Annotated in this window: 18 protein-coding genes and 3 tRNA genes; 11 read left to right on the top strand and 10 right to left on the bottom strand. The window is 56.0% G+C overall.

What is annotated here, in order from left to right; translation table 11 throughout:
- Positions 1-163: 163 nt before the first annotated feature.
- The 7 genes from argH to EL361_RS01275 all read right to left on the bottom strand — a co-directional run bounded on the left by argH (position 164) and on the right by EL361_RS01275 (position 8333).
- On the bottom strand, positions 164-1552 hold the full coding sequence (argH, locus tag EL361_RS01305; RefSeq protein ID WP_126375800.1) for an argininosuccinate lyase: 1389 nt from the start codon (positions 1550-1552) through the stop codon (positions 164-166).
- Positions 1553-2752 (bottom strand): argininosuccinate synthase, encoded by a 1200-nt coding sequence (locus EL361_RS01300; RefSeq protein WP_126375798.1) that lies wholly within the window; start codon positions 2750-2752, stop codon positions 1553-1555.
- 169 nt (positions 2753-2921) lie between these two features.
- Positions 2922-3824: an ornithine carbamoyltransferase gene (gene argF, locus EL361_RS01295; RefSeq protein ID WP_126375796.1), complete on the bottom strand. Its 903-nt coding sequence runs from the start codon at positions 3822-3824 to the stop codon at positions 2922-2924.
- A gap of 126 nt (positions 3825-3950) precedes the next feature.
- Entirely contained in the window at positions 3951-4352 is a 402-nt protein-coding gene (locus tag EL361_RS01290) for a bacteriohemerythrin (protein WP_126375794.1), read from the bottom strand.
- Between the two features lie 96 nt (positions 4353-4448).
- Positions 4449-4868 carry an rRNA maturation RNase YbeY gene (gene ybeY, locus EL361_RS01285; RefSeq protein ID WP_126375792.1) on the bottom strand — a complete coding sequence of 140 codons (420 nt, stop codon included), beginning with the start codon at positions 4866-4868 and terminating at the stop codon, positions 4449-4451.
- Positions 4865-7384 (bottom strand): HD family phosphohydrolase, encoded by a 2520-nt coding sequence (locus tag EL361_RS01280; protein ID WP_126375790.1) that lies wholly within the window; start codon positions 7382-7384, stop codon positions 4865-4867. The genes ybeY and EL361_RS01280 overlap by 4 nt, the downstream gene beginning before the upstream one ends.
- Positions 7356-8333, bottom strand: a complete 978-nt coding sequence (locus EL361_RS01275; RefSeq protein WP_126375788.1) for a PhoH family protein — start codon at positions 8331-8333, stop codon at positions 7356-7358. Before EL361_RS01275 ends, EL361_RS01280 begins: the two co-directional genes overlap by 29 nt.
- 158 nt (positions 8334-8491) lie before the next feature.
- On the opposite strand from EL361_RS01275, the gene EL361_RS01270 reads away from it, so the two are divergent.
- Positions 8492-8764 (top strand): TMEM165/GDT1 family protein, encoded by a 273-nt coding sequence (locus EL361_RS01270; protein WP_126375787.1) that lies wholly within the window; start codon positions 8492-8494, stop codon positions 8762-8764.
- 273 nt (positions 8765-9037) lie between these two features.
- Here the strand turns inward: EL361_RS01270 and EL361_RS01265 are convergent, their stop codons facing one another.
- A complete protein-coding gene (locus EL361_RS01265; RefSeq protein ID WP_126375785.1) occupies positions 9038-10558 on the bottom strand; it encodes an NFACT RNA binding domain-containing protein in 1521 nt (506 codons plus the stop codon).
- Between the two features lie 22 nt (positions 10559-10580).
- Entirely contained in the window at positions 10581-10943 is a 363-nt protein-coding gene (dksA, locus tag EL361_RS01260) for an RNA polymerase-binding protein DksA (protein WP_126375783.1), read from the bottom strand.
- A gap of 212 nt (positions 10944-11155) precedes the next feature.
- Between dksA and EL361_RS01255 the strand changes: the two genes are divergently transcribed.
- The 7 genes from EL361_RS01255 to EL361_RS01225 all read left to right on the top strand — a co-directional run bounded on the left by EL361_RS01255 (position 11156) and on the right by EL361_RS01225 (position 15534).
- Positions 11156-11914: a Rossmann-like domain-containing protein gene (locus EL361_RS01255; protein ID WP_126375781.1), complete on the top strand. Its 759-nt coding sequence runs from the start codon at positions 11156-11158 to the stop codon at positions 11912-11914.
- A 79-nt stretch (positions 11915-11993) separates the two neighbouring features.
- Positions 11994-12068 (top strand) — tRNA-Gly (locus EL361_RS01250).
- A gap of 196 nt (positions 12069-12264) precedes the next feature.
- A tRNA-Cys gene (locus EL361_RS01245) sits at positions 12265-12339 on the top strand.
- Between the two features lie 3 nt (positions 12340-12342).
- Positions 12343-12417: transfer RNA gene (locus tag EL361_RS01240), tRNA-Gly, on the top strand.
- A 74-nt stretch (positions 12418-12491) separates the two neighbouring features.
- The gene (locus EL361_RS01235; RefSeq protein WP_232034846.1) at positions 12492-13226 is read left to right on the top strand and encodes a class I SAM-dependent methyltransferase; all 735 of its coding nucleotides are present in this window, start codon (positions 12492-12494) and stop codon (positions 13224-13226) included.
- 4 nt (positions 13227-13230) lie between these two features.
- Complete coding sequence (locus tag EL361_RS01230; RefSeq protein WP_126375777.1) at positions 13231-14958, top strand: YcaO-like family protein; 1728 nt, start codon at positions 13231-13233, stop codon at positions 14956-14958.
- 258 nt (positions 14959-15216) lie between these two features.
- Positions 15217-15534, top strand: a complete 318-nt coding sequence (locus EL361_RS01225) for a TusE/DsrC/DsvC family sulfur relay protein (protein WP_126375775.1) — start codon at positions 15217-15219, stop codon at positions 15532-15534.
- Between the two features lie 112 nt (positions 15535-15646).
- On the opposite strand, the gene EL361_RS01220 is transcribed toward EL361_RS01225, so the two are convergent.
- Positions 15647-18322: a tetratricopeptide repeat protein gene (locus EL361_RS01220; RefSeq protein WP_126375774.1), complete on the bottom strand. Its 2676-nt coding sequence runs from the start codon at positions 18320-18322 to the stop codon at positions 15647-15649.
- A 33-nt stretch (positions 18323-18355) separates the two neighbouring features.
- Between EL361_RS01220 and EL361_RS01215 the strand changes: the two genes are divergently transcribed.
- The 3 genes from EL361_RS01215 to EL361_RS01205 all read left to right on the top strand — a co-directional run bounded on the left by EL361_RS01215 (position 18356) and on the right by EL361_RS01205 (position 21129).
- Complete coding sequence (locus EL361_RS01215) at positions 18356-18721, top strand: molybdenum cofactor biosynthesis protein MoaE (RefSeq protein WP_126375772.1); 366 nt, start codon at positions 18356-18358, stop codon at positions 18719-18721.
- Between the two features lie 192 nt (positions 18722-18913).
- On the top strand, positions 18914-20014 hold the full coding sequence (locus EL361_RS01210; RefSeq protein WP_126375770.1) for a glycosyltransferase family 4 protein: 1101 nt from the start codon (positions 18914-18916) through the stop codon (positions 20012-20014).
- On the top strand, positions 20011-21129 hold the full coding sequence (locus EL361_RS01205; protein ID WP_126375768.1) for a glycosyltransferase family 4 protein: 1119 nt from the start codon (positions 20011-20013) through the stop codon (positions 21127-21129). Before EL361_RS01210 ends, EL361_RS01205 begins: the two co-directional genes overlap by 4 nt.
- The last annotated feature ends 63 nt before the right edge of the window (positions 21130-21192 follow it).

The raw sequence follows: 21192 nt of genomic DNA, 5'->3' as shown, positions 1-21192 counted from the left end.
TCGCCACGTATACGACATACGAAAGAGTTTGAACTTTTTGCAGCAACACAGCAGATGACTGTTCTTGGACAGTCAAAAGTGCAGCTTTGATGTGTTCGCAATACAAAAGCGCGCTCTGGATACACCAGAGCGCGCTTTGTTTGTTGATTCATTTCAAACTAGCCTACTGAAGGCTATCCAACCAGTCCGTCAAATCCATAATCTGACGATCCACTGATTCCGGACCGGTTCCACCAGGGGCCTCGCGGCGGGCCACGGCGGTTTCGTACTGAAGCGTCTCCATCACATCCTCTTCGATCAACTCCGAGAATGATCTGAGTTCGTCCAGAGTCAAATCCTCCAGCCCCTTGCCTGCGCGCTCGGCATAGCCTACGGCTGCGCCGGAGACATGGTGCGCGTCGCGGAACGGCAAGCCCTTGCCTACCAGATAGTCCGCCAGTTCGGTGGCATTCAGAAAGCCCTTGGACAGAGCCTCTCGCATGGGGTCCTCGTTGAAGCCCATCTCTTCCAGCATATCAGCCATGATGGACAACGAAGCGCGCACAGTCCGATCGGCATCAAAGAAAGGTTCCTTGTCTTCCTGCATGTCGCGGTTGTAGGCCAGCGGCAGTCCCTTGATCAAAGTCATCAGAGTGGTCAGGGCACCATAGACCCGCCCGGTCTTGCCGCGCATCAGTTCGGCCACGTCCGGGTTCTTCTTTTGCGGCATGATGGACGACCCGGTGGCAAAAGCATCGGGCAGATCCAGAAAACCAAAGGCAGGGTTGGCCCAAATGACGAACTCCTCGCACAGGCGAGAGAGATGGGCCATGGTCAACGAAGCGGTAAACACGGCCTCGATGGCGAAATCACGGTCGGACACGGCATCCAGCGAATTGGCAAAGGCACCGTTCATGCCCAGTTCCTCAGCCACGAAGGCCGGGTCCAGAGGATAGGTGGTGCCTGCCAGAGCTGCTGCTCCCAAAGGAGAGATGCGCGTGCGTCCGATACAACCCTCTACTCGCTGATGGTCACGCTTGAACATCTGAGCATAGGCCAGAAGATGATGAGCCAGAGACACGGGCTGTGCAGGTTGAAAATGCGTGCAGCCAGGCAGCAGCACCTCGCGATTATCATCGGCCTTGTCAGCCAGAACGGAAACCAGCGTTGCCAGCAGATCCTTCCACTCGTCCAGACGACGCGCCACGTATAGCCTGAAATCCAGGCAGACCTGATCATTACGCGAACGACCAGTGTGCAGCTTGCCGCCCAAGGGGCCGATCAGCTCGGTCAGGCGCGACTCGATGTTCATGTGCACGTCTTCCAGCTCGCGCTTCCAGACGAACTCGCCGGCCTCGATCTCGTCACGCACACGGCCAAGGCCCTGGACGATTTCTTCGGCTTCATCGGACGTGAGGATACCCTGGCGTGCCAACATGCGAGCGTGCGCCATGGACCCCTGGATATCCTCTTCGTACAGGACCCGATCGTAACTCTGGGATTCGGTATATTCTTCCACCGAGGCAGCAGTGCCCTCGGAGAAACGTCCGCCCCACATCTTCTTGTCGGCCATTTATTCTCCCTTGGTGCCGTAGCCGCGCAACCTGAGACCCTGCAGGGTGATAAACCCGGCGGCGTCGGCCTGATTGTAGACCTGATCCGTCTCAAAGGTCGCCAGTTCCTCACGATACAGCGAATATGGGGACTTGCGGCCCAGCGGAATGGCCTGCCCCTTGTAGAGCTTCAGGCGCACGGAGCCGGTAACGCGTTTCTGGGTGTCGTCCACCAGAGCCTGCAAGGCCACACGCTCGGGGGCAAACCAGAATCCGTTATAGACCATTTCGGAATAGCGAACGATCAAGCTGTCGCGCAGATGCATGACCTCGCGGTCCATGGTGATGCCTTCCAGATCACGCCGGGCCGAGAACAACACGGTTCCACCCGGGGTTTCGTACACGCCACGGGACTTCATGCCCACGAAGCGGTTTTCCACCATGTCCACACGGCCGATGCCGTGGCGTCCGCCCAGCTCGTTCAGTTTGATCATGATGGCAGCGGGGCTCATGCGCTCGTTGTTCACTGCAACAGGATCACCCTGCTCGAAATCGATGGTAATGATCTCGCCCTCGTCGGGGGCCTGCTCCACCGGCACACACATGGCGTAGGAAAATTCGCCGGGCTCGTTCCAGGGATCTTCCAACTCGCCGCCTTCGAAACTGCAATGTAGCAGGTTGCGGTCACAGCTGTAAGGCTTGGAATGCGAAACAGGGGCGTCGATGCCATTGGCTGCGGCGTACTCCAGGCAATCGGTGCGGGAGGTCAGATCCCATTCACGCCAGGGGGCGATAGTCTTCAGGCTGGGGTCAAGGGCCGCAGCGGCCAGTTCGAAACGCACCTGATCATTCCCCTTGCCGGTGGCGCCGTGGGCGATGGCCTGGCAACCTTCGGCATGGGCAATATCCACCAGACGCTTGGAGATCAGCGGGCGGGCTATGGAGGTTCCCAGCAGGTAACGGCCCTCGTACAGGGCTCCGGCACGCATCATGGGGAAAATGAAATCCCGGGCGAATTCTTCCTGCAGATCCTCGACATAGGCCTTGATCGCTCCGGTCTTGAGAGCCTTTTCCTCGATGCCGTTCAGCTCCTCGCCCTGGCCGAGGTCGGCAGTCAGAGTCACGACCTCGCAGTTGTAGGTGTTCTTGATCCAGGTCAGGATGACGGAGGTATCCAGGCCACCGGAGTAAGCCAGGACGACTTTTTTGATATCACTCATTACAAACCTCTAAATATTGAATGGTCTCCCGGCCACCCGGGGTGTTTTTTGATGTTGGCTCAACGCCATAAATCTACCAGCGTTTCGGACCCTTATTCAGGCCGTTCAATATGTGCTGGTGCGCGGCGCAAGGGAAATTCAAGACCGTCGCGCATATTCCAACAATTTATTACTCGCTGAAAATCCATTCCATGATGGCCTTCTGCATGTGCAGACGATTTTCCGCCTGATCGAAGACGATGGAACGTTCGCTCTCAAAGACCTCTTCAGAAATTTCCTCACCGCGATGGGCGGGCAGGCAGTGCATGACCTTCACTTCAGAGTCGGCAACAGCCAGCATATCATCATCGATCATGAAGCCAGCAAAGGCAGCCTCGCGCTGCTTCTGCTCCTCTTCCTGTCCCATGGACGCCCAGACATCGGTATTGACGTAATGCGCCCCTTCACAGGCCTCCTCAGGCGTGCGAACCAGAGTCACACGTGCACCCTCGGCCTTGGCGTGAGCCATCAGATTGGGATCGGGGTCATAGCCTTCGGGACAGGCCAGAACCAACTCGTACCCGAACAGGATCGCTGCATTGATGAACGAATGAGCCATATTGTTGCCGTCACCAACCCAGGCAACCTTGAGATTCGCCAGATCGGGAGTGCGTTCGTACATGGTCAGCATATCGCTCATCACCTGACAGGGATGATACATGTCCGTCAGGGCATTGATCACCGGGACCGAGGCATAATGCGACAGCTCGTCCACGATCTCCTGACCAAAGGTCCGCACCACCATTCCCGCGCAGTAGCGCGACAACACGCGCGAGGTGTCGGACAGGGGCTCGCTTCGGCCCAGCTGAGATTCCGCAGGGGTCATGAGCAGCGAGTTGCCGCCCAGATGATTGATGCCGACTTCGAAGGACACGCGGGTTCGCGTGGAAGCTTTCTCGAAAATCAGGGCAACGGTCTTGCCGGCCAGCAGATCACTATGAAAATCACACTCTTTCATCTCCTTGGCGCGTTTGACCAAGGCATGAGCGGTGTCTTTATCCAGATCCAGAATACTCAGAAAATGTCTGGGCATGGGAATGATCCCCTTGTTGTCGTTCAATTTGCCCCCTTCCAGCGGAGGAAAAACGAATAGTTAACCCCGAAGCACAAGGGTTGTAAAGATAATAGATGAGTGGAAAACGGGAGTAAAGACGCGAGTTCAGCGTACGCCTTGGGCATTGAGAAATGGCCCCAGAGGTTTGTCTGTGCCATTGATGTGATTCACCAGCCACTCGCGCAAAAATTTCAAGACCTCTACGGGACGATTTTCGTCATCATCGGGGGCAAAAGCCAAAGACATGGTCTTGTCGATAAACGCTTCATGCTCAGCCACATGGCTATCGAATTCCGGGTAGCCATAGCGGTTCATCAGGCCTTCTTCGGCATTGAAATGAGTACGGGCGTAACCGATCATCTCATCAACCAGAAGGGTCAACTGAGATGTGCCTCGCCTCATTTCAATGGCCTTTTCCAGGCCGTTGATCATGTCGATGAGTTTCTTGTGCTGTGAATCTATTTTTTCCACGTTCACGGCCAGGCCGTCGAACCAGTAGACAGGCATTCATATCTCCTTGTGTTCCCGGAACGAAGAGAAAACAACAAGAGACAGGATGAGTCAAATCACAAATTAGCGACAGAGGCCCGAAAACAGCCGGAATCAACCGATGATGGCATCCACTGCGGCCTCGGTCAGTTCGTCCATCTCCGGGCTGTGATCCATCCCCGCCAGATGCAGAAAGGAGTGAGCCATGAGCCGGGCCATGTGCTCCAAAGGAGGCTGGCCGTACAAATCACATTCCCGGGCCAGAGTGTCCACGGAGATGACCACCTCGCCCAGGTACTCCGGACGCTCGGAGTCTTCGTCATTGAAGGCCAGACCATTGGTCGGCCCGGTGCGGCCCAGAGTGGCCTGATGCAGGCGGGCCATCTCCCGATCATCGGTCAGGGTCAACTCCAACTCGGCATCATCCATGCCCAAAGCTTCCAGAACGCGAACAGCCAGAGCATGGGCCTCACTCTTCCCCACAATCATGGAGGGATTCAAGCCTGGTCGAACCGCCATGGAGATGACACTCATCGGTTGCCTCTGGTCTTGGAGAATTTCAGAACGTTAGCGCCATCACGGGCATCACGATGCGAGGTCTGCCCCGTGGGGTCCTGCTCGGGGTTATGACCACTGCGCCCCCCCTTGTCCTTAGCAGAGGAGACATCCTTCTCTTCGTTGGACTCGCCATCCGCAGACTTGGCAAGGCCAGAGACATGCGCTTCACGGACACCGGCACGCTGCACGTTCTTATCGACAGGAGTTTCGGTAGTTCTGGCATCCTGGTTTTCACCATTCTTCCCGGCGGGCCTATCGTCGGAATCCGCACTTTTATCCTTGTCTGCGCTGGGATATTCGATGCGTTGATGGAAGATACCCGTCAGAATGCGATGGAAGACCTCGGAGATCTCATGCATGTCCTTGAGGGTCAGCTCGGATTCATCCAACTGCCCGTCGGTAAAGATCTTCTTGATGATGGTCTCGATATGTCCCTTGATGCGGCTGGGCGTCGGCTCCACCAATGTCCGGCTGGAGGCCTCGATGGCATCCGCCAGAAGCAGCAGTCCGGCTTCCTTGGTTTGAGGCCGGGGGCCGGGATAACGAAATTCTTCTTCGCGCGGCGGCTCCTCACCCTTGGCCTCGGCTTGCTCCGTGGCCCGGTGGTAGAAATAGGAGATAAGCATTGTGCCGTGATGCTGCTGAATGAGGTCCTCGATCTCCTGCCCCAGCTTGTGCTCGCGGGCCATCTCCACGCCTTTCTTCACGTGACTGGTCAAAATCAGGGCACTCATGGAAGGCGCAAGCTTATCGTGCTTGTTCTCACCCCCCATCTGATTTTCAATAAAGTACAGGGGCTTGGAGAGCTTCCCTACGTCATGATACAGGGCCGCGACCTTGGCCAGCAACGAATTGGCTCCAATGGCACGTGCACCGGCCTCCACCATATTGGAGAGGATGATGGAGTGGTGGTACGTGCCCGGTGCGGTGACCATCAGTTCCTGCATCAGCGGCTGTTCCAGACTCATCAACTCCATCAGTCTGAAGCGAGACGTATAGCCCAGCAAGAGCTCCACGATTGGCGCCAGAGACAGGACAAGAATCAGGGAGACGACACCACCAGCCAGGACATATGCCCCACCTGCCAGGGCGTGGTTAAGCCCCTTGTAATCCATGAAGCTCACACCAATCCAAGCCAGTGAAAGTCCGGCAAGAAGAGGCAACACGCTGGCCAGGAGTTCACTACGAGTCTCGGCGCGCTTGACCACAAAGATCTGCAACAGCCCGCCCACGAAATAGAACGAGAACAGGGCCAGGTCACCGCCAGGCATCTGGGTGCATAAAAAAGCCACGATGATCAGGGAAAAAATGCTTACAGCATAAGGAAGGAACAACGCGAGAACACCCGCAGCAGCCGGAACAGGCAAGCTATAGGCCACAATATCACTGGCCAATCTGCCTCCCAAAGGATGCGCCGTCAGGGACAAAAACTTTGCCAGCCCACCAAACAACAGGAGCACCATGGACAGCAACACATAATCCTTGGCACCCAGCGCCTGGCACAACCCGGCGCGCTGACACAGGGCCAGCCCAAGTCCCAGCAGGATGCTGATCATGAAGATGCCCACTGCACGCTGTACCGTATAGGCCTGCGGTGTGGCATTGAACATGGCCTGAAGCTTCAACTGCTGTTGCGTGGTCACGGCCTCGCCCTGACGGACCACGATCTGCCCTTCGCGCAACGGAATGTAGACCTGAGTCACGGCCTCCATGGCGCGCATCACCCGGGCTGAAGTCTCCGCTGGCGACGGAGCAAGGCTTGGCTGGACCAAGGGTCCCACCAACGCCCAGGTGGCTTTGCGTATGACCAAAGGTTTTTTGAGCTCACGCTTCATATACAGAGCCAGATCACTGCGCAGGCTCCGGATATCGGCCACAGCCCCCAGATCAGTGCGCAGGATCTCAGACTCCTGAACCAGATCGCGCATCACGAATCCGGATTTCAGATCATCCAGAGCAACGGCACTCTCCACGACCCCAGCCTGAAGATAATCATGCATCCACGGCAGAACCCGAGCCAACACGAGGTTTTGAAAATCCTCCCGCTGCCAGATGGCAACGGTGGATTTGCTGATTTCCGCGTTGAGATCCTCGGCCACTTGCCAGCGCACATCCTCCATGGTCTCCGTCGTGGCTGAATTCACAGCCAAAAACGCGGCGCGAACCCCCTGCTCCAGTTCAGCAAAGGGCTCCATATCCAGATCAAAAACAGAGGGTTGGGCCTCAGCCGCCTGCTGGCGTTTGAGTCGGGTGGCGTCCACATCCTCCACCAGGAGATCACGCTGAGCGGTCACATCCTGTTCGGCGATGTCACCCGCCAGATACAGCGGTGGACCAGAGCTGAATTTCACCCCTGCCAGTGCGGACAGCAGGAGCAACGTAAACAGGAACAAGCCCACTCCCGATGCCACTGTACGCGGCACGGAGGCAGGCTCGGAACGATTCGGGCGGTTGCCTTTCTTCTTAGTTCTTGGTTTTTTCGTAGCGCTCATAAGCCATGACTATCCTTCCAACGAGAGGATGACGAATCACGTCGCCCTCGTGGAATTTGATGAAGGAAATCCCTTCGACTCCCCCAAGGCAACTGGCGGCCTGGACCAGGCCCGAAGACGATTTGCCGGGAAGATCGATCTGCGTGACATCGCCCGTAACAACGGCCTTGGCTCCGAAGCCCAGGCGGGTCAAAAACATCTTCATCTGTTCAGGCGTCGTATTCTGCGCCTCATCCAGGATGATAAAGGCGTCATTCAAAGTGCGTCCGCGCATGAAAGCCAGGGGCGCAATCTCGATGATATTGGTATCCAGCATCTCCTGGACCTTTGCAAAGTCCAGCATATCATGCAGGGCGTCGTACAAAGGGCGCAGGTAAGGGTTGATCTTCTCTGCCAGATCACCGGGCAAAAAACCCAATCGCTCTCCGGCCTCCACAGCCGGGCGGGTCAGCACAATACGTTTGACCTTACGCGCCAACAGGCTGGATACGGCCATGGCCACGGCCAGATAGGTTTTCCCCGTTCCTGCCGGACCGATGCCGAAAGTCAGGTCGCTCTCGCGAATGGCCTGCAGGTAGTCGCGCTGTCCCAAAGTCTTGGGGCTGATCTGCTTCTTGGGGGAGACAACAAAAATTTCATCACGAAAAACATCTTTGATCTGGGCACCAGGGTCGGTGTTCAAAATTCCCAAAGCGTGATCCACATCTCGCGACGACACGGCATGTCCGGCTTTGACATGGGCATACAGCTGAACCAGCGCGTTAGCAGCCTGATTCAGGTCATCCTCATTCTCGCCTTTCATGAACACCTTGTTGCCGCGCGACTGAACATGCACCCCTGTGCCTTTGGCCACAGCAGCAAGATTGGCTTCTTGCGGGCCGAACAACTCGCGCACCAACTCATAGTCTTCAAACTCGAGAGAGCGTTCCTGACAACTCGTCTTCACCATGCAGTTTCCATCCGCCTTTACCGTTCGATGTGAACCATTATATAGTCATCATTGAGGCATTCGTCCAATCGTGCCGGGGAATCAGGGCCTGAGCCACCATTACTTTCCCCGCTCTCGCGGTGTACGCGGGACAGCCACACCATGCAAGCGAGGATACCATGGATTTCAAATTGTTCCTGACCACCTTTGCAACCCTGTTTCTGGCCGAACTCGGCGACAAGACTCAACTGGCCTGCATCATGATGACCGCCAAGACCCAAAAGCCCTGGACCGTGTTCATAGGCTCATCCCTGGCCCTGGTCACCGTGAGTTTTCTGGGCGTGATGTTCGCATCCCTCATCTGCGACAAAATCCCGGCCGATCTGGTCAAAAAGATCGCCGCCGCAGGATTCATGGTCATTGGCGGCTTGATGTTCTTCGACAAACTATAAACAGCTGAAAAGTGAACGTCTGCGGCGTTGCTGCGACTTTCTCAACCCTTGGCTTACGGAAGAGCAAGCGTCAGCTTTGAGAGAGTTTTGCACCTGACATCCACTCTCTTTTACGCTGTTTAGGCGACGATATTACGTTCATTTGCACGCTTTTGAACGGCTTACTCAAAGCAAGGCCAAATGCAACCAACCATAATGGTTACCCATCTATAGCGGCCTGCATCAGCCATAAGAAATCTTTCCCACGCAACCGCAGTGGTTGATTTTTAAGAATCAATCCACACCAAGGCGCTTTTCCAATTCAGGGTCCAGACTCACGCTCAAGGCCGCCACTTCCAAATCCACAGTCACCTTGCCGGGCCCAGCACCTTTGACGGCATGAACGTGCTTGACCTGGGCGCAGATCACCTCGGCACGGGCATTACCCGCCGCGAAACTCCGAAGTCCGGCGAGAGTCGCGGCCTGCTCCAGGCTACGCTGCGGGACATCCTGGTCCGGATAGTCCCGCCTCAGCACAACGTGTGACCCCGCACCACCTCGGGCATGAAACCAAAGATCGAAGGGACTGGCCACCTTGCGCACCAGATCATGATTGGCTTGGGCATTCTTGCCCCGGTACACGGCAAAGCCGTCCTCGGTTCGAAACGCGGACAACCCTTTGCGTACCGTGGGCGGAACCTGCCGCACCTTGCTCCGCTGCTCGCCCCGTTCCAGCCGCTCCATGATCTCGTCGGGCAGCCGTCCCTGCTCCAGTTCAGCCTGACGACGTAGAAGCTCCCTGCGTCTGATCTTCACAAATTCGAGGCCCCGTCGCCCCTTGGCTGCCAGCTTGAAAAAACGTTCCATGTTTTCGGCCACGGTCAAGCGCCTGTCCAGTTCCAAACACAACGGTTCGCCGTCGGGCCCCGGCACTTCCACTTCTTTAAGCTTCTCATGCTTGTCCAACCGATACAGCTCGCCACGCAGGGCTTCGCCATACCGCGACAGGGCAACCATCCCCTCCAGACGTTCCTGATCCCTATCCACAGAAGCCAGCGACCGTTTCATCCTCCGGCGTTCGACCTTCAAAGCACTCCGTTCACCGGCCTCGGCCAAATCCCGCAAATGCGGAAAGAGTTCCCCTCTCCCCAGTTCATCTGCCGCCTCAAGGGCACTTGCGTAGACACTCTCGCTACGGGAATCGCGCAGAGTCTCGGGCAAACGCCATGGCAACAACTGTGGCCCACCCGCGCCCTGATACAGGAAGAATTGCGAACAACCTCCCCGACGCACAGCATCAAGCACGGCCTGTCCCCGCCCCTCAGCCATGGTACTCAACAACCGCCGTAGCGGTGGAGTCAGCTGCGGGTAACTGAGCCAGGCGTCTTCATCTGCCAAGGCCCTGAACTCGGGCCACGGCGGTTCGTCGCCAAATCCAGCAGGCAGCTGATCTACCAGGGCTGGAGCTCCCTGTGGAGACAGCATCAGCCAGTTTCCTTCACCCGGAGACAAGGCAAAGGCCACGGCCCGCGCTGTCCAATCCACGCAAGCATCGAGCAGGCGACGATTTACAAGTCGCTTCCTGAACCACATGCATTGTGCCGAGGGGCTGGCCGGATTTGCCGGTTTTTCCGATGTCAGAAACAGGAGTCCCTGGCGCTGACTTGCGCGCAGGAGCAAAAACGAAGCGCCCCCATGTGTCCCGACCTTGAAGGTCCAGACATCGGGGGCGGGATTGTATATTTTGTCGACGCGAGAGCCCGACAATTCTCGGACCAGATCGCGCGCCAGACAGCGGAAGAAGTTGGCTTCCATGATGGCAGTCTACAGGCGGGGTTTAGTCGCCGCGGACCTTTTCCTCTTCTTCCTGACGGCTCTTGCATTCAATGCATAGCGTAGTCACCGGGCGGGCCTTTAGACGTTCCACGCTGATGTCATCGCCGCATTCTTCACAATAGCCAAATGAGCCATCGTCAATACGACGCTGTGCAGCCTGAATCTTCTTGATCAGCTTGCGCTCGCGGTCGCGAAGTCGCAGGGTAAAAGAGCGGTCGGACTCCGCAGTGGCCCGGTCAGCCGGGTCTGCGTAGACCTCACGCGTCTCGGTCATGTCCTCGATGGTCTCCTCGCCCTTGCGCAGAATATCATCAAGTTCCTGAGTCAGATACTTCCGAAAGAATTCGAGATCCTTGGCTTCCATATGTATCCCTCCGTTCAAGAGGCTCAACGGTCGATTGCCCAACCATCAAAACCGATATCAAGAGCGACGTTTTAATTCATAACGCCTTGAAAAGTAAAGTCCTGCGTATTAGTTTCATGTTTCTGCGATGTTTCCCTGTTTTTTCGGGCATTCCGACAGATTGCCCTGGGTGAACCCCCGCATCGCGTAACTATCAACCGCCGGAATGCTCAATGCCACAATCGCCAAAGCATACCACCCAACATCGCATACTGAAAGATATTCTCGCTGACCTGCAAAACGCGGAGGCTCCAATCACCAAAATATCCATTGGTTCGCATATGGTCGCCGTGAGCTGTGGCGACCAAACCGGACTGGCCTCATGCCAGGGATCACATGGTCTTGGCGACTTGAGTCAGCCAGACTTGAGTGAGTTGCCTCCTTCCGGCCTGGAGCTTGCCCAGTGGCTTCTCCATCCACCCAATTTCATCCCGCAGGCCCAATCCCTTGGATTGGCGGCAGCCAACGCCCTGATGCCGGAGCCCCCCATCCTGAAACAGACCAAGGGCCAGGGATTGATCCTTGAACATGGTATTGGCCGAAATGTGGTCATTATCGGGCACTTCCCTTTTGTGGAACACATGCGACCCGAGTTTGCGCAGCTCTCGGTTCTGGAGCTTGCCCCACGTCCGGGTGACCTGCCCGCAACCGACGCTCGTCTGGTTCTCCCCGAGGCTGATGTGGTTGCCATCACCGGCACTGCCCTGCTCAACGGCACCCTTGCCGACCTGCTCAACCTGTGCCGCAATGACGCCTACATTCTGATTCTAGGACCAAGCACCCCGTTTGCGCCCAGCCTGTTCAATCTTGGGGTTAACGCCCTGGCCGGAGCGAGAGTCGATGACGCAAGTAAAGTACATACAGGTATTTTGAAGGGGCAGTCCTTCAAGGCCCTGAACGGAGCCAACGCCCTGGTCTGGCAAAAATCATAATTTTTTTAGTTTTTCTGTTGACAGTTGGAGGCCTGTCTGGATAGAAGACTTCTCGCTTCAACGACGAAGCACCACGTGAGCGGGAGTAACTCAGTGGTAGAGTGCAACCTTGCCAAGGTTGAAGTCGCGAGTTCAAATCTCGTTTCCCGCTCCACGAATTTCCAAGGCCGGTCAATGACCGGCCTTTTTCATTCCTACCAAAAAAATCGCGCACAACGGCATTTTGGGGCTTGCCCACCGGCGCAGGAACAGGTAGGTTCCCACCGAATCGATGGGGATTTGAATTTCTTCCAGATGATCATTGACAGCATCAAATCTCTGGACTATACGCTCAAGTCCTCGGTTCATGGGGCGGCATAGCCAAGTGGTAAGGCAGAGGTCTGCAAAACCTCCATTCTCCAGTTCAAATCTGGATGCCGCCTCCACAAGCGGGAGTAACTCAGTGGTAGAGTGCAACCTTGCCAAGGTTGAAGTCGCGAGTTCAAATCTCGTTTCCCGCTCCATAAAAATGAAACGCCGGCTTTTTGAGCCGGCGTTTTTTTTATTCCCCGACCAGGTCAAACCGGGAGGACCTTACGTGAGTACCAACGAGACCATCTCTCTGGCCGCACCTCTGGACGAACTGCTGGACTATGCAAGCCAGCGCTTTGAAGTCGCCTTCGAGCCGGTGTCCGCAGGCGGGCATACCCTTCAGGTTTTGCAGATCACCAACATGATCGAGTACGTGGAGCGCATCGCGTCCCACGCGGGTCGAGACGGCATCGAATTACCCTTCTGGGCCAAGATCTGGCCTTCATCCGTTATCCTTGCCCACATGATCGGAACCCTGCCCAAAACAGACAACGCCACATTGCTGGAAATCGGTGCTGGCGTCGGCGTTTGCGGACTGGCAGCCGGAGCTTACGGTTTTGAATCCGTCATCACGGACATCAATCCCGACGCCCTGATCTTCTCGCAAATCAATATTCTGCAAAACGGCCTGAGCGACCGAGTCAAGGTGCAACGTGCTGACTTCAGTGAAGATCGCTTGGGCAAACGCTTCAACTACATTATCGGAGCAGAGGTCCTGTACATCGAAAAGCTGCACAGGGGTCTTGCCAAATTCCTGAATGCTCATATCAAACATGAAGCCGAGGCCCAGATTCTCATTTCCCGGGATCACAAACGCAAGGCTATGCGATTTTTCAAGCTCATTCAACAGGATTTCCATCAAGCCTCCAAGACCATCGGTTGCAAGACCACCGAGGATGGCGACACCGAGCGCTTCCTGTGCGACGTCATTCGCATGACTCCACGCAAACTCGCAGGATAATTTGATGATCGAACTCAAAAGCTGCATCAAGACCTATACTACCGACCAGGACAAGGCCATTGCACCCGAGGATACCGTTGCCCGCGTGCGCAAGCTGCTGGAAGACTATGGCAACGACATCCTCGCCGAAACCAGACGCATCGATACCGGCCGCCTGGACATCCCCGTGTTTCTTTCCATCACTGGCCCAGGGGCACGCAAGGTCATGCCCACCCGCAAGCAGATGGGCAAAGGAGCCTCCCCCATCCAGGCCGAAGCCTCGGCATTGATGGAATTGACCGAACGCTTCAGCTACTTTTCCTTCTGGGATGATTATGGCGACTTCACCACCGCCACCTGGAGCGAAGCCCTTGATAAGTGGCCCGGCAAGGTCATGGACATCACCCAGATTATCAAAGCCGCCGGAGACGACATCTCCGCGGCGAACGCGGTTCGCATCCTTGATCTGGTGCAGTGGAAGTTCACACCGGTAACCAATATTTCCCAGGGGCGTGAAGAATACATTCCCCTGGACCTGTTCAAGAAGCTCAACGAATTCAACGGTTCCAGCGCAGGAAACACCTATGAGGAGTCCATTGCGCAGGGAGCAGCCGAACTCATCGAGCGGCATGTCTGCGCCGTGACGGATCGCACCACCCCGGAAATGCCCACCATCGACCTCGACGCCGTTGAGGACCCTGTCTTGGCAAGGCTCCTCGCCTGTTTCCGGGACAACGGCCTCAAAGTCTGGCTCAAGGACATGACTCTGGGCTTTCCCGCGCCAACAGTCGCTGCCATCGCATACGACCCCGCGACCTTCCCTGAAAAGAGCGAGATCGTTTACACGGCAGGAACAGCATCGTCTCCGGCCAAAGCCGCCATCCGAGCCCTGACAGAGGTTGCGCAACTGGGAGGCGACTTCGAGACCGGTGCCAACTACGAAGCCTCCGGCCTGCCCAAGTATCTTGCTGTCGAAGACTTCAAGTGGCTCACCGAAGGCCCCGTTGTCCCCCTGAGCAGCCTGCCCACTCTGGAGAGCGACGACATTCTGGATGAACTGATGGGCCTTACCCGCGGCCTTACAGCCATGGGCTACACCCTGTACAGCGTAGCCACGACCCACCCGGAACTTGGCATCCCGGCCAACTACAATCTCGTCCCCGGCTTCCTGTTCCGCGAGCGCACCGAACGCGCCAGCCTGGGCATGTTCGTGGGACGCATCCTGGCCGAGGACATGCCCGTCCCCGTGGCCGAAAAGAGCCTCGACATTCTGGAAGAAATCTACCCTGACGCGCATTTCATGCCATTCTATCGGGCCATGGTCGCCTTGAAGGGGGGCGACATGCCCCTGGCAACAGAACTCTTTGCCATGGCCGAGCCCCTGCAGGATGACTCCGAGGATAAAGGACTGGCTGCATTCTATCAGGCCTTCGCCCTGACCCAGGCCGGAGACTTCGAAACCGCATTGCCCCATCTTGATCGGGCCATCAGTTTCTCGGACGAGGTCAAGGAGTACTTCAACCTGCGTGGTGTATCCCACTTCAAGAGCGGAAGATACGAAACCGCAGCCAAAGACTTCAAAGCTGCCCTGGATCTGGATTCAGGATCAGCCATGGACCTTGCAAATCTGGGCCTGTGCTACAAATTCCTGGGGCAGACAGAAGAAGCCCTGCATTGTCTGGCCAACGCCCTGCAACTGGATGCTGACCTGGACTTTGCACGCGAACATATTGAAGAACTACTGGGAAGCTAAGAGATCGGAATTGAAGTCACTCTTCAAGAACGATATTTTCGACGATTTCCCGGTAGAATCCATTGACAAAAAACCATGAGCGCCATTAGACTCACCTAACTTTTCACCGGCCAGTTCGGAGAAAACACAACGGAGTTGAGTAGCGGAAGCTGCTTGTTCAATAGGTTGCCGGTTTTCCGGCTCAGGTTTAACTCTGGCATTCGTCAGTTTTTTTGGGAACGTCTTTGATACGTTCAAACACCTCAAAGGAGGACGAACATGGCTACTGTTGAATTTAAAGGCAAAAGCTTTGAGATTGATGAAGACGGTTTCCTGCAGCGCTTTGAAGACTGGAGCCCCGAGTGGGTTGAGTACGTTCAGGAGTCCGAAGGCATTAAAGAGATGTCCGACGAGCACCAGAAGGTTCTCGACTTCTTGCAGGACTACTACAAGAAGAACGGTATCGCACCCATGGTGCGCATCCTCTCCAAGGTCACTGGCTTCAAGCTGAAGCACATCTACGAGCTGTTCCCCTCCGGTCCCGGTAAGGGCGCTTGCAAGATGGCTGGCCTGCCCAAGCCCACCGGCTGCGTCTAAATCGCATTCGGATTTGATTCTTGAGCGGGAGCTTCGGCTCCCGCTTTTTTTTGGTCAAAAAAGAGCGGACAGACAACTGCCCGCACGCAAAAGACCATTCATCTCGTTCCGGCTATCTCCTCCGAGTTTTGGCCTGCCGAGTCTTGGCCTGCCGAGCCATGTGCTTCTTGGCCAACTCCTTCTGCTCGTCAAAAAACTTCGCCTTGCGTTTTTCAAAGACCAGAGCCGTTTTGAGCAACGAAACAGTAAACGCAAGCACACTCACGACAATGATCAACCCCTTCTGAATCCCCCAGCGCTGTCCCTCGATGAACTCGGTCAACCATGCGTAATGAAAATTCTCACCCACGACGACAGCCACGGGCATGGCAACCAAGGCCAACCCCAGCCCTACGATCTCCATCCACATAAAACTCTTGCCCATGAGTAAGGCAAACAGAGTAGCATCCCGTACAATCCTCAACGTGACCAGGCGCGACGACAGACGTTTGAGATTCTCGTCCACCTGTTTGAAGAACTCATGGCTCATGCGGAAATTCTTGGCCACCTTGAAATGCTGCTGCTTCACCCAATTCAACTTGGTCACACAAAAATTGAAATCCCTGTTGAACTCACGCAGGGCACGAGGAAAAGGAAACCATGATATCTCCTCATGAATGCCCTTCAATCGCTTACGAAACTGCTCGGCCTGCTTTTGCAGGACCTTTACTTCCTTGTCCACGTTAGACTTCAACGAACGACTGACGTTGAGTTTCCCGGAAATCAGCTTGTTGAAGACCACATAGTTCTCAATTTCGGCCAGCTGGAGAATGTTACCAATCTGGCGTTTCATTTTCATGCTGTATTCATGGTCTTTGCCAAACCAATCCTCAACCTCTTCGATCAGGCTTCGCAGCTTCTGCTCTCCATCCTTTGCCCCTTCCTGTGCAGCAACCCAACGCCCATGGAGGTTGGCCAAAATCTGCACCACTCCGCGCTCGGCTTCGGGGTCAATAATGATACGATTGAAAAGGTTGGCATCATCATCCAGCAGCTGATCAATCAACCCCACGGCATGTTCCGAAAAACCCATCTTCACCATGCAGACCGCCTGACGGTAGTGCGGCTCATCCCATTTCGGGCACAATGCGTAGGCTTCCTTGTAGAGATTCATGGCTCCGTCAAAACGCCCCTGAACCTCCAAACCACGAGCCTGAAGATATTTGTGATAGGCAAAATGAATGGGGGAATCGCCCAGGGGTTCGGCTTCCTTCCAGTAACCGATAGCCCGGTCCAGGTCGCCGCGCTCCATCAGGAGGAACCCCAACAATGTGCGGTACTGGAAATCCCGAGGATTGCGCAACGCCCCTTCCTTGGCCTCATGCTCTGCCTCTGCGGCCTCACCAGCCAGAAACATGTCATAGGCCTTGGTCAGAGAACTTTTTTCCAAAGGCGCCAGCTTGTATAATCCCGCAGGCAAATCCTTCCCCAGAGAACGCCAGATCATTGGCATGTATCTCAATTGCACGGGGGCATTGATTTCGAACAGGGCCCGCAGCATTGTGCCTGCGCTTTCAGCTCCGCCCAAGAGCCGCTCCATGCCGGAAACAGGCTCATCCTTGACCGCCTCACCCAACTCCTTGAGATTCATATTGATGGAGTCCAGCCCCATCATGGAAATGTCCTTCCACACCTTGTTGTCCAAATCCTGCAACGTTCGCGTGGGACACTCGGTTTCGGTGTGGCTGCGCAGTCCACAATAGAAACAAGGCCGTTCCTTACCTGCCAGAAGCCCAACGGGCAGAGTGATGTTCAAACTGCCTTGTTCCTCAAAGATGGAATCCAGATCCGACATGTGAACGTAACACCAGTCGGTCATCCGGCTCCGCTCGAAGCTGTAGCTGACATCCTTGATCTTGTAATTATCACCCAGCAGAAAAGCCGTTCGATAACTCATGTGTGGAAAATCTGGAGCCATCTGATCCCATTCAATGGGAATCTTGTTGGGCAATTCGTCATTGAATTGATAGCCAGCCTTCTCCACGGCCAGCATGACGCTTGGCCAGTAATTGCATTCCTCGCAGTCCTTGGTTCCGCGAATCATCGTCAGAATTTCACGGCACCAGCGGTCCAGATTCTTGTAGGAATCCAACTCGAAGGTCAGGTAGCCCTCAGAAACAATGTACTTGAGCTTCAGGCGTTTTAATATCTTCTCAATCTCGAGGAAAAAATTGCGCCAGCCTTCGATGAAGGCCTTATCCATCGGATTGCCCAGAGGCTTCAGAATGAAAAACCAGCCCAGGGTCGAGGCAAATCCCATACGCGGGTCACCGAACAATTTTGTCCATGAGGCCGCCGCAATGCCCGAGTAGAGTTTATCGATCTTTTCAAGAGTGATGCCGGGGATACCATCCGCTTCCTGCCGGACCTTGGGGTGTACCCAGACCTCGAACTCATCGGGCAGATTGGATTGCTGAGAATAGAGTTCCGAAGAGATTGACAAGGCCATCTCCAACTGGAACCCTATTCCGAGATTGGCAGGCAAGATCTGGATATAGACCGGAAGGTCGTTCAGGTTGGCCCAGACCTGCAGCCGAGCCATGGCGTGGAAAACATCCTTGGTAAAGAAGAACCACAAGGAATGCTGATTTTCCGATGAGATTTCCATGCCACCGAAATCCCGGAAGGTAGACGGAATGGCATCGGTCAGTTCATCCGCCCAGACGATCCACACGGCAAAGCCGGAAGACGACATCCTGCTTTCATGCAGCGTCGGCAGATCCTTGAGCAGTGACGAAAGCTTGTACATCGTTCCCTACCATTTTCCGAAAGGAGTTAGCAGATGGATATCACTAAAACTATTGCCGAGTTAAAGGCCGATCCCGATTTCGCCAAGAACGTGGGCATGGTCCTTGTTCATAACGGCGTGGTCCGCGCCACATCCAGAGCTGACGGTGCCGAAGTCACCGGCGTCGAGGTCACCCCGGACCACGACAAGATTGCCGCCCTGTGCCAGGAATTCGAACAACGCCCCGGCATCTGGCGCGCCATGGCCGAGGCCAAATCCGGCTGTCTGAAGCCTGGCGACGACCTGCTCTTTATCATCGTGGCCGGCGATTTCCGCGAAAACGTCAAAGCCGCACTTGCTGAGCTTCTTGATCGCATCAAGGCCGAAGCCGTCAGCAAGAAGGAAGCTTGCCTGCGCTAAGGCCCACCCTCGTCATCATCACACAGCAGAGGTCCCGGCAGTTGCCATGGGCCTCTCTGCTTATCAATCCCAAGCCTCGCCATCTTGCCATTCTGACGACGAGGTGTCATTCTTTTCAAGCGGGTGCCGACGAAATCCCGTCGCCACTGACGCATCTCTTGCAAATCCCGTGCAATATCCATACAAAGCCGCATGCGCATCATCCAAGTCGCCAACGTCCGCTGGTTCAACGCCACCTCCTGGTACGCTCTGTACCTCGCACGCCTGTTGCAAGATGCCGGGCACGAATCCCTGGTTCTGACCCTGGAAGACACTGAAAGCCACGCCAAGGCTCAGGAGTGGAATCTTGACGTACGCACCTTGCCACTCAATTCGTCCAACCCACTGAAGGTGGCGCACGTCTATCGCGAGCTGTCGCAACTTGTGACGGAGTTCAAGCCACACGCCGTGAACTGCCACCGGGGTGAATCCTTCTGGTTGTGGAGTCTGCTCAAAAAACGCTCCAATTCCTTCCGCCTGATTCGTACGCGGGGCGATCAAAGGCTCCCGAAGCATGATCCCATCAACCGCTGGCTGCACGCCTCCGTGGCCGATGCCGTGATCGCCACCAATTCGGTGATGTACGGCCATTTCCGCGAACATTTCCCCATCCGGGACTGCAATCTGCACCGCATTCTGGGAGGAGTGGACCGTGCGCGTTTCGCCTTCTCGGTTGATGGTCGGGCCCGTGTGCGCGCCGAATTCGGCTTTGGCGAAGACGATCTTGTGGTCGGTTTGCTGGGGCGGTTCGATGAAGTCAAAGGACAGCGCGAACTGATCCAGGCCATTGCCAGCCTGCGGGCTGATGGCAACGTTCATCTGAAATTGATGCTAGCCGGATTCCCTACCGCCACGACACAAGAGCAAGTCCAGAACTGGATCAACGACTCGGGCATGAGTGACGCCACGGTCATTACCGGCAGCCGCCGGGATGTGGCAGACATCATCTCGGCCATGGACCTTGGAGTCATTGCCTCCAAATGGTCCGAAACCATCGCCCGAGCGGCTCTGGAAATCATGTCCTGCGGCGTTCCGCTCATCGGCACCACCGTAGGTGTGATGCCCGATCTCATTTCCGGCCGCGCCCTGTTCCCGCCGAACAGTGTTAAAAATATGGCTGAATCCATCGCCTGGGCTCAGCCGGAATCCACCCGTCGGGGACTCGTCTCCCAACAGGCAAAGACAATGGAAAATCTGTCCGGCGAGGCCTTTCTGGAACGTACCCTTGCCGTATACCGGGGAGAGCCGTCATGAGCGGGAATAACCGCATTGCCTTGATGCTGCCCAAACTGTCCACCTATGGCGGAGCCGAGGGCTTCGCCTTCCGCCTTGCCGACATCCTGACGGCCAATGGCTACCCGGTAGACTTCATCTGCGCCCGGCAGGAGACTGCAGAACCCAAAGGGGTCAACGTTGTTCCCGTGGGGCGCCCCCCTCTGGGACGCGCTGCAAAAATCGCCTGGTACGCATATGCCGCGGAACAAGCACGCAAACGTGGGGGCTACGGCCTGACCATTTCCATGGGCAAGACCGTCCGCCAGGACGTTCTACGCATGAGCGGTGGCCCCCTATCCGAATTCTGGAGACTGTCCAAACGGGCCTACGCTCAAGGTTTCGAGCGTGAATTCAAGATGTTGCGCAGACGATTGGCCCCAGCCAACCGGCTGATTCGACATCTGGAGCGACGCGCTCTGGAGAACCAGGAGCTGTGCATTGCCGTTTCGCATCGCGTTCAGGACTGGCTACTGGACGCCCATCCCTGGCTGGACAAGCGCCAGATGAAAGTCATCTACAACCGCCCGGACCTGACCAGGTTCACTCCGGCCAGTGAGGATGAGCGCACCCTCATTCGCAGCAACATGGGCCTGGGAGCAGCAGATCAGTTGATCGTGCTGGCAGGAACAAACTTTGCCTTGAAAGGGTTGGGCACCCTGATTCGGGCCTTGGCGCTGCTGCCACGCGAAGTGCGGGTCCATGTGGCCGGTGACCGTAATCCCGGGCGCTTCAAAGCCTTGGCCCAGTCCCTGGCCGTCCAGGATCGTGTGGCATTTTTGGGACGCGTGGACGACATGCCTTCCCTGTATCAAGCCAGTGATCTGTTTTGCCTGCCCTCATTCTACGACACCTGCTCCAATGCGGTGCTCGAGGCTTTGGCCAGTGGCACCAGAGTTATTTCCTCCAAGGACAACGGCTCAAGCTATTTCCTGCCCCCCGACCGCATAGTGGACGATTCCGGCGATGCCCAGGCTTTGGCTCTTGCCATCGAACAGGCACTCAATACCCCTCGCCCCCAGGGATTCCAATGGCCCGAGGATGTGGAATCCGGGCTGGAACCATACTTGGCCCTTGCACACGACCGTCTGGGATAAGCTCACATCCTCAACCTCCCAGGCTTGCTGATCAATTGCCTTCATTTGAAGTGCATGCAATAC

This window comes from Desulfovibrio ferrophilus, from assembly GCF_003966735.1.
Lineage (GTDB): Bacteria > Desulfobacterota > Desulfovibrionia > Desulfovibrionales > Desulfovibrionaceae > Desulfovibrio_Q > Desulfovibrio_Q ferrophilus.
This window is presented reverse-complemented; position numbering and strand designations above follow the sequence as displayed.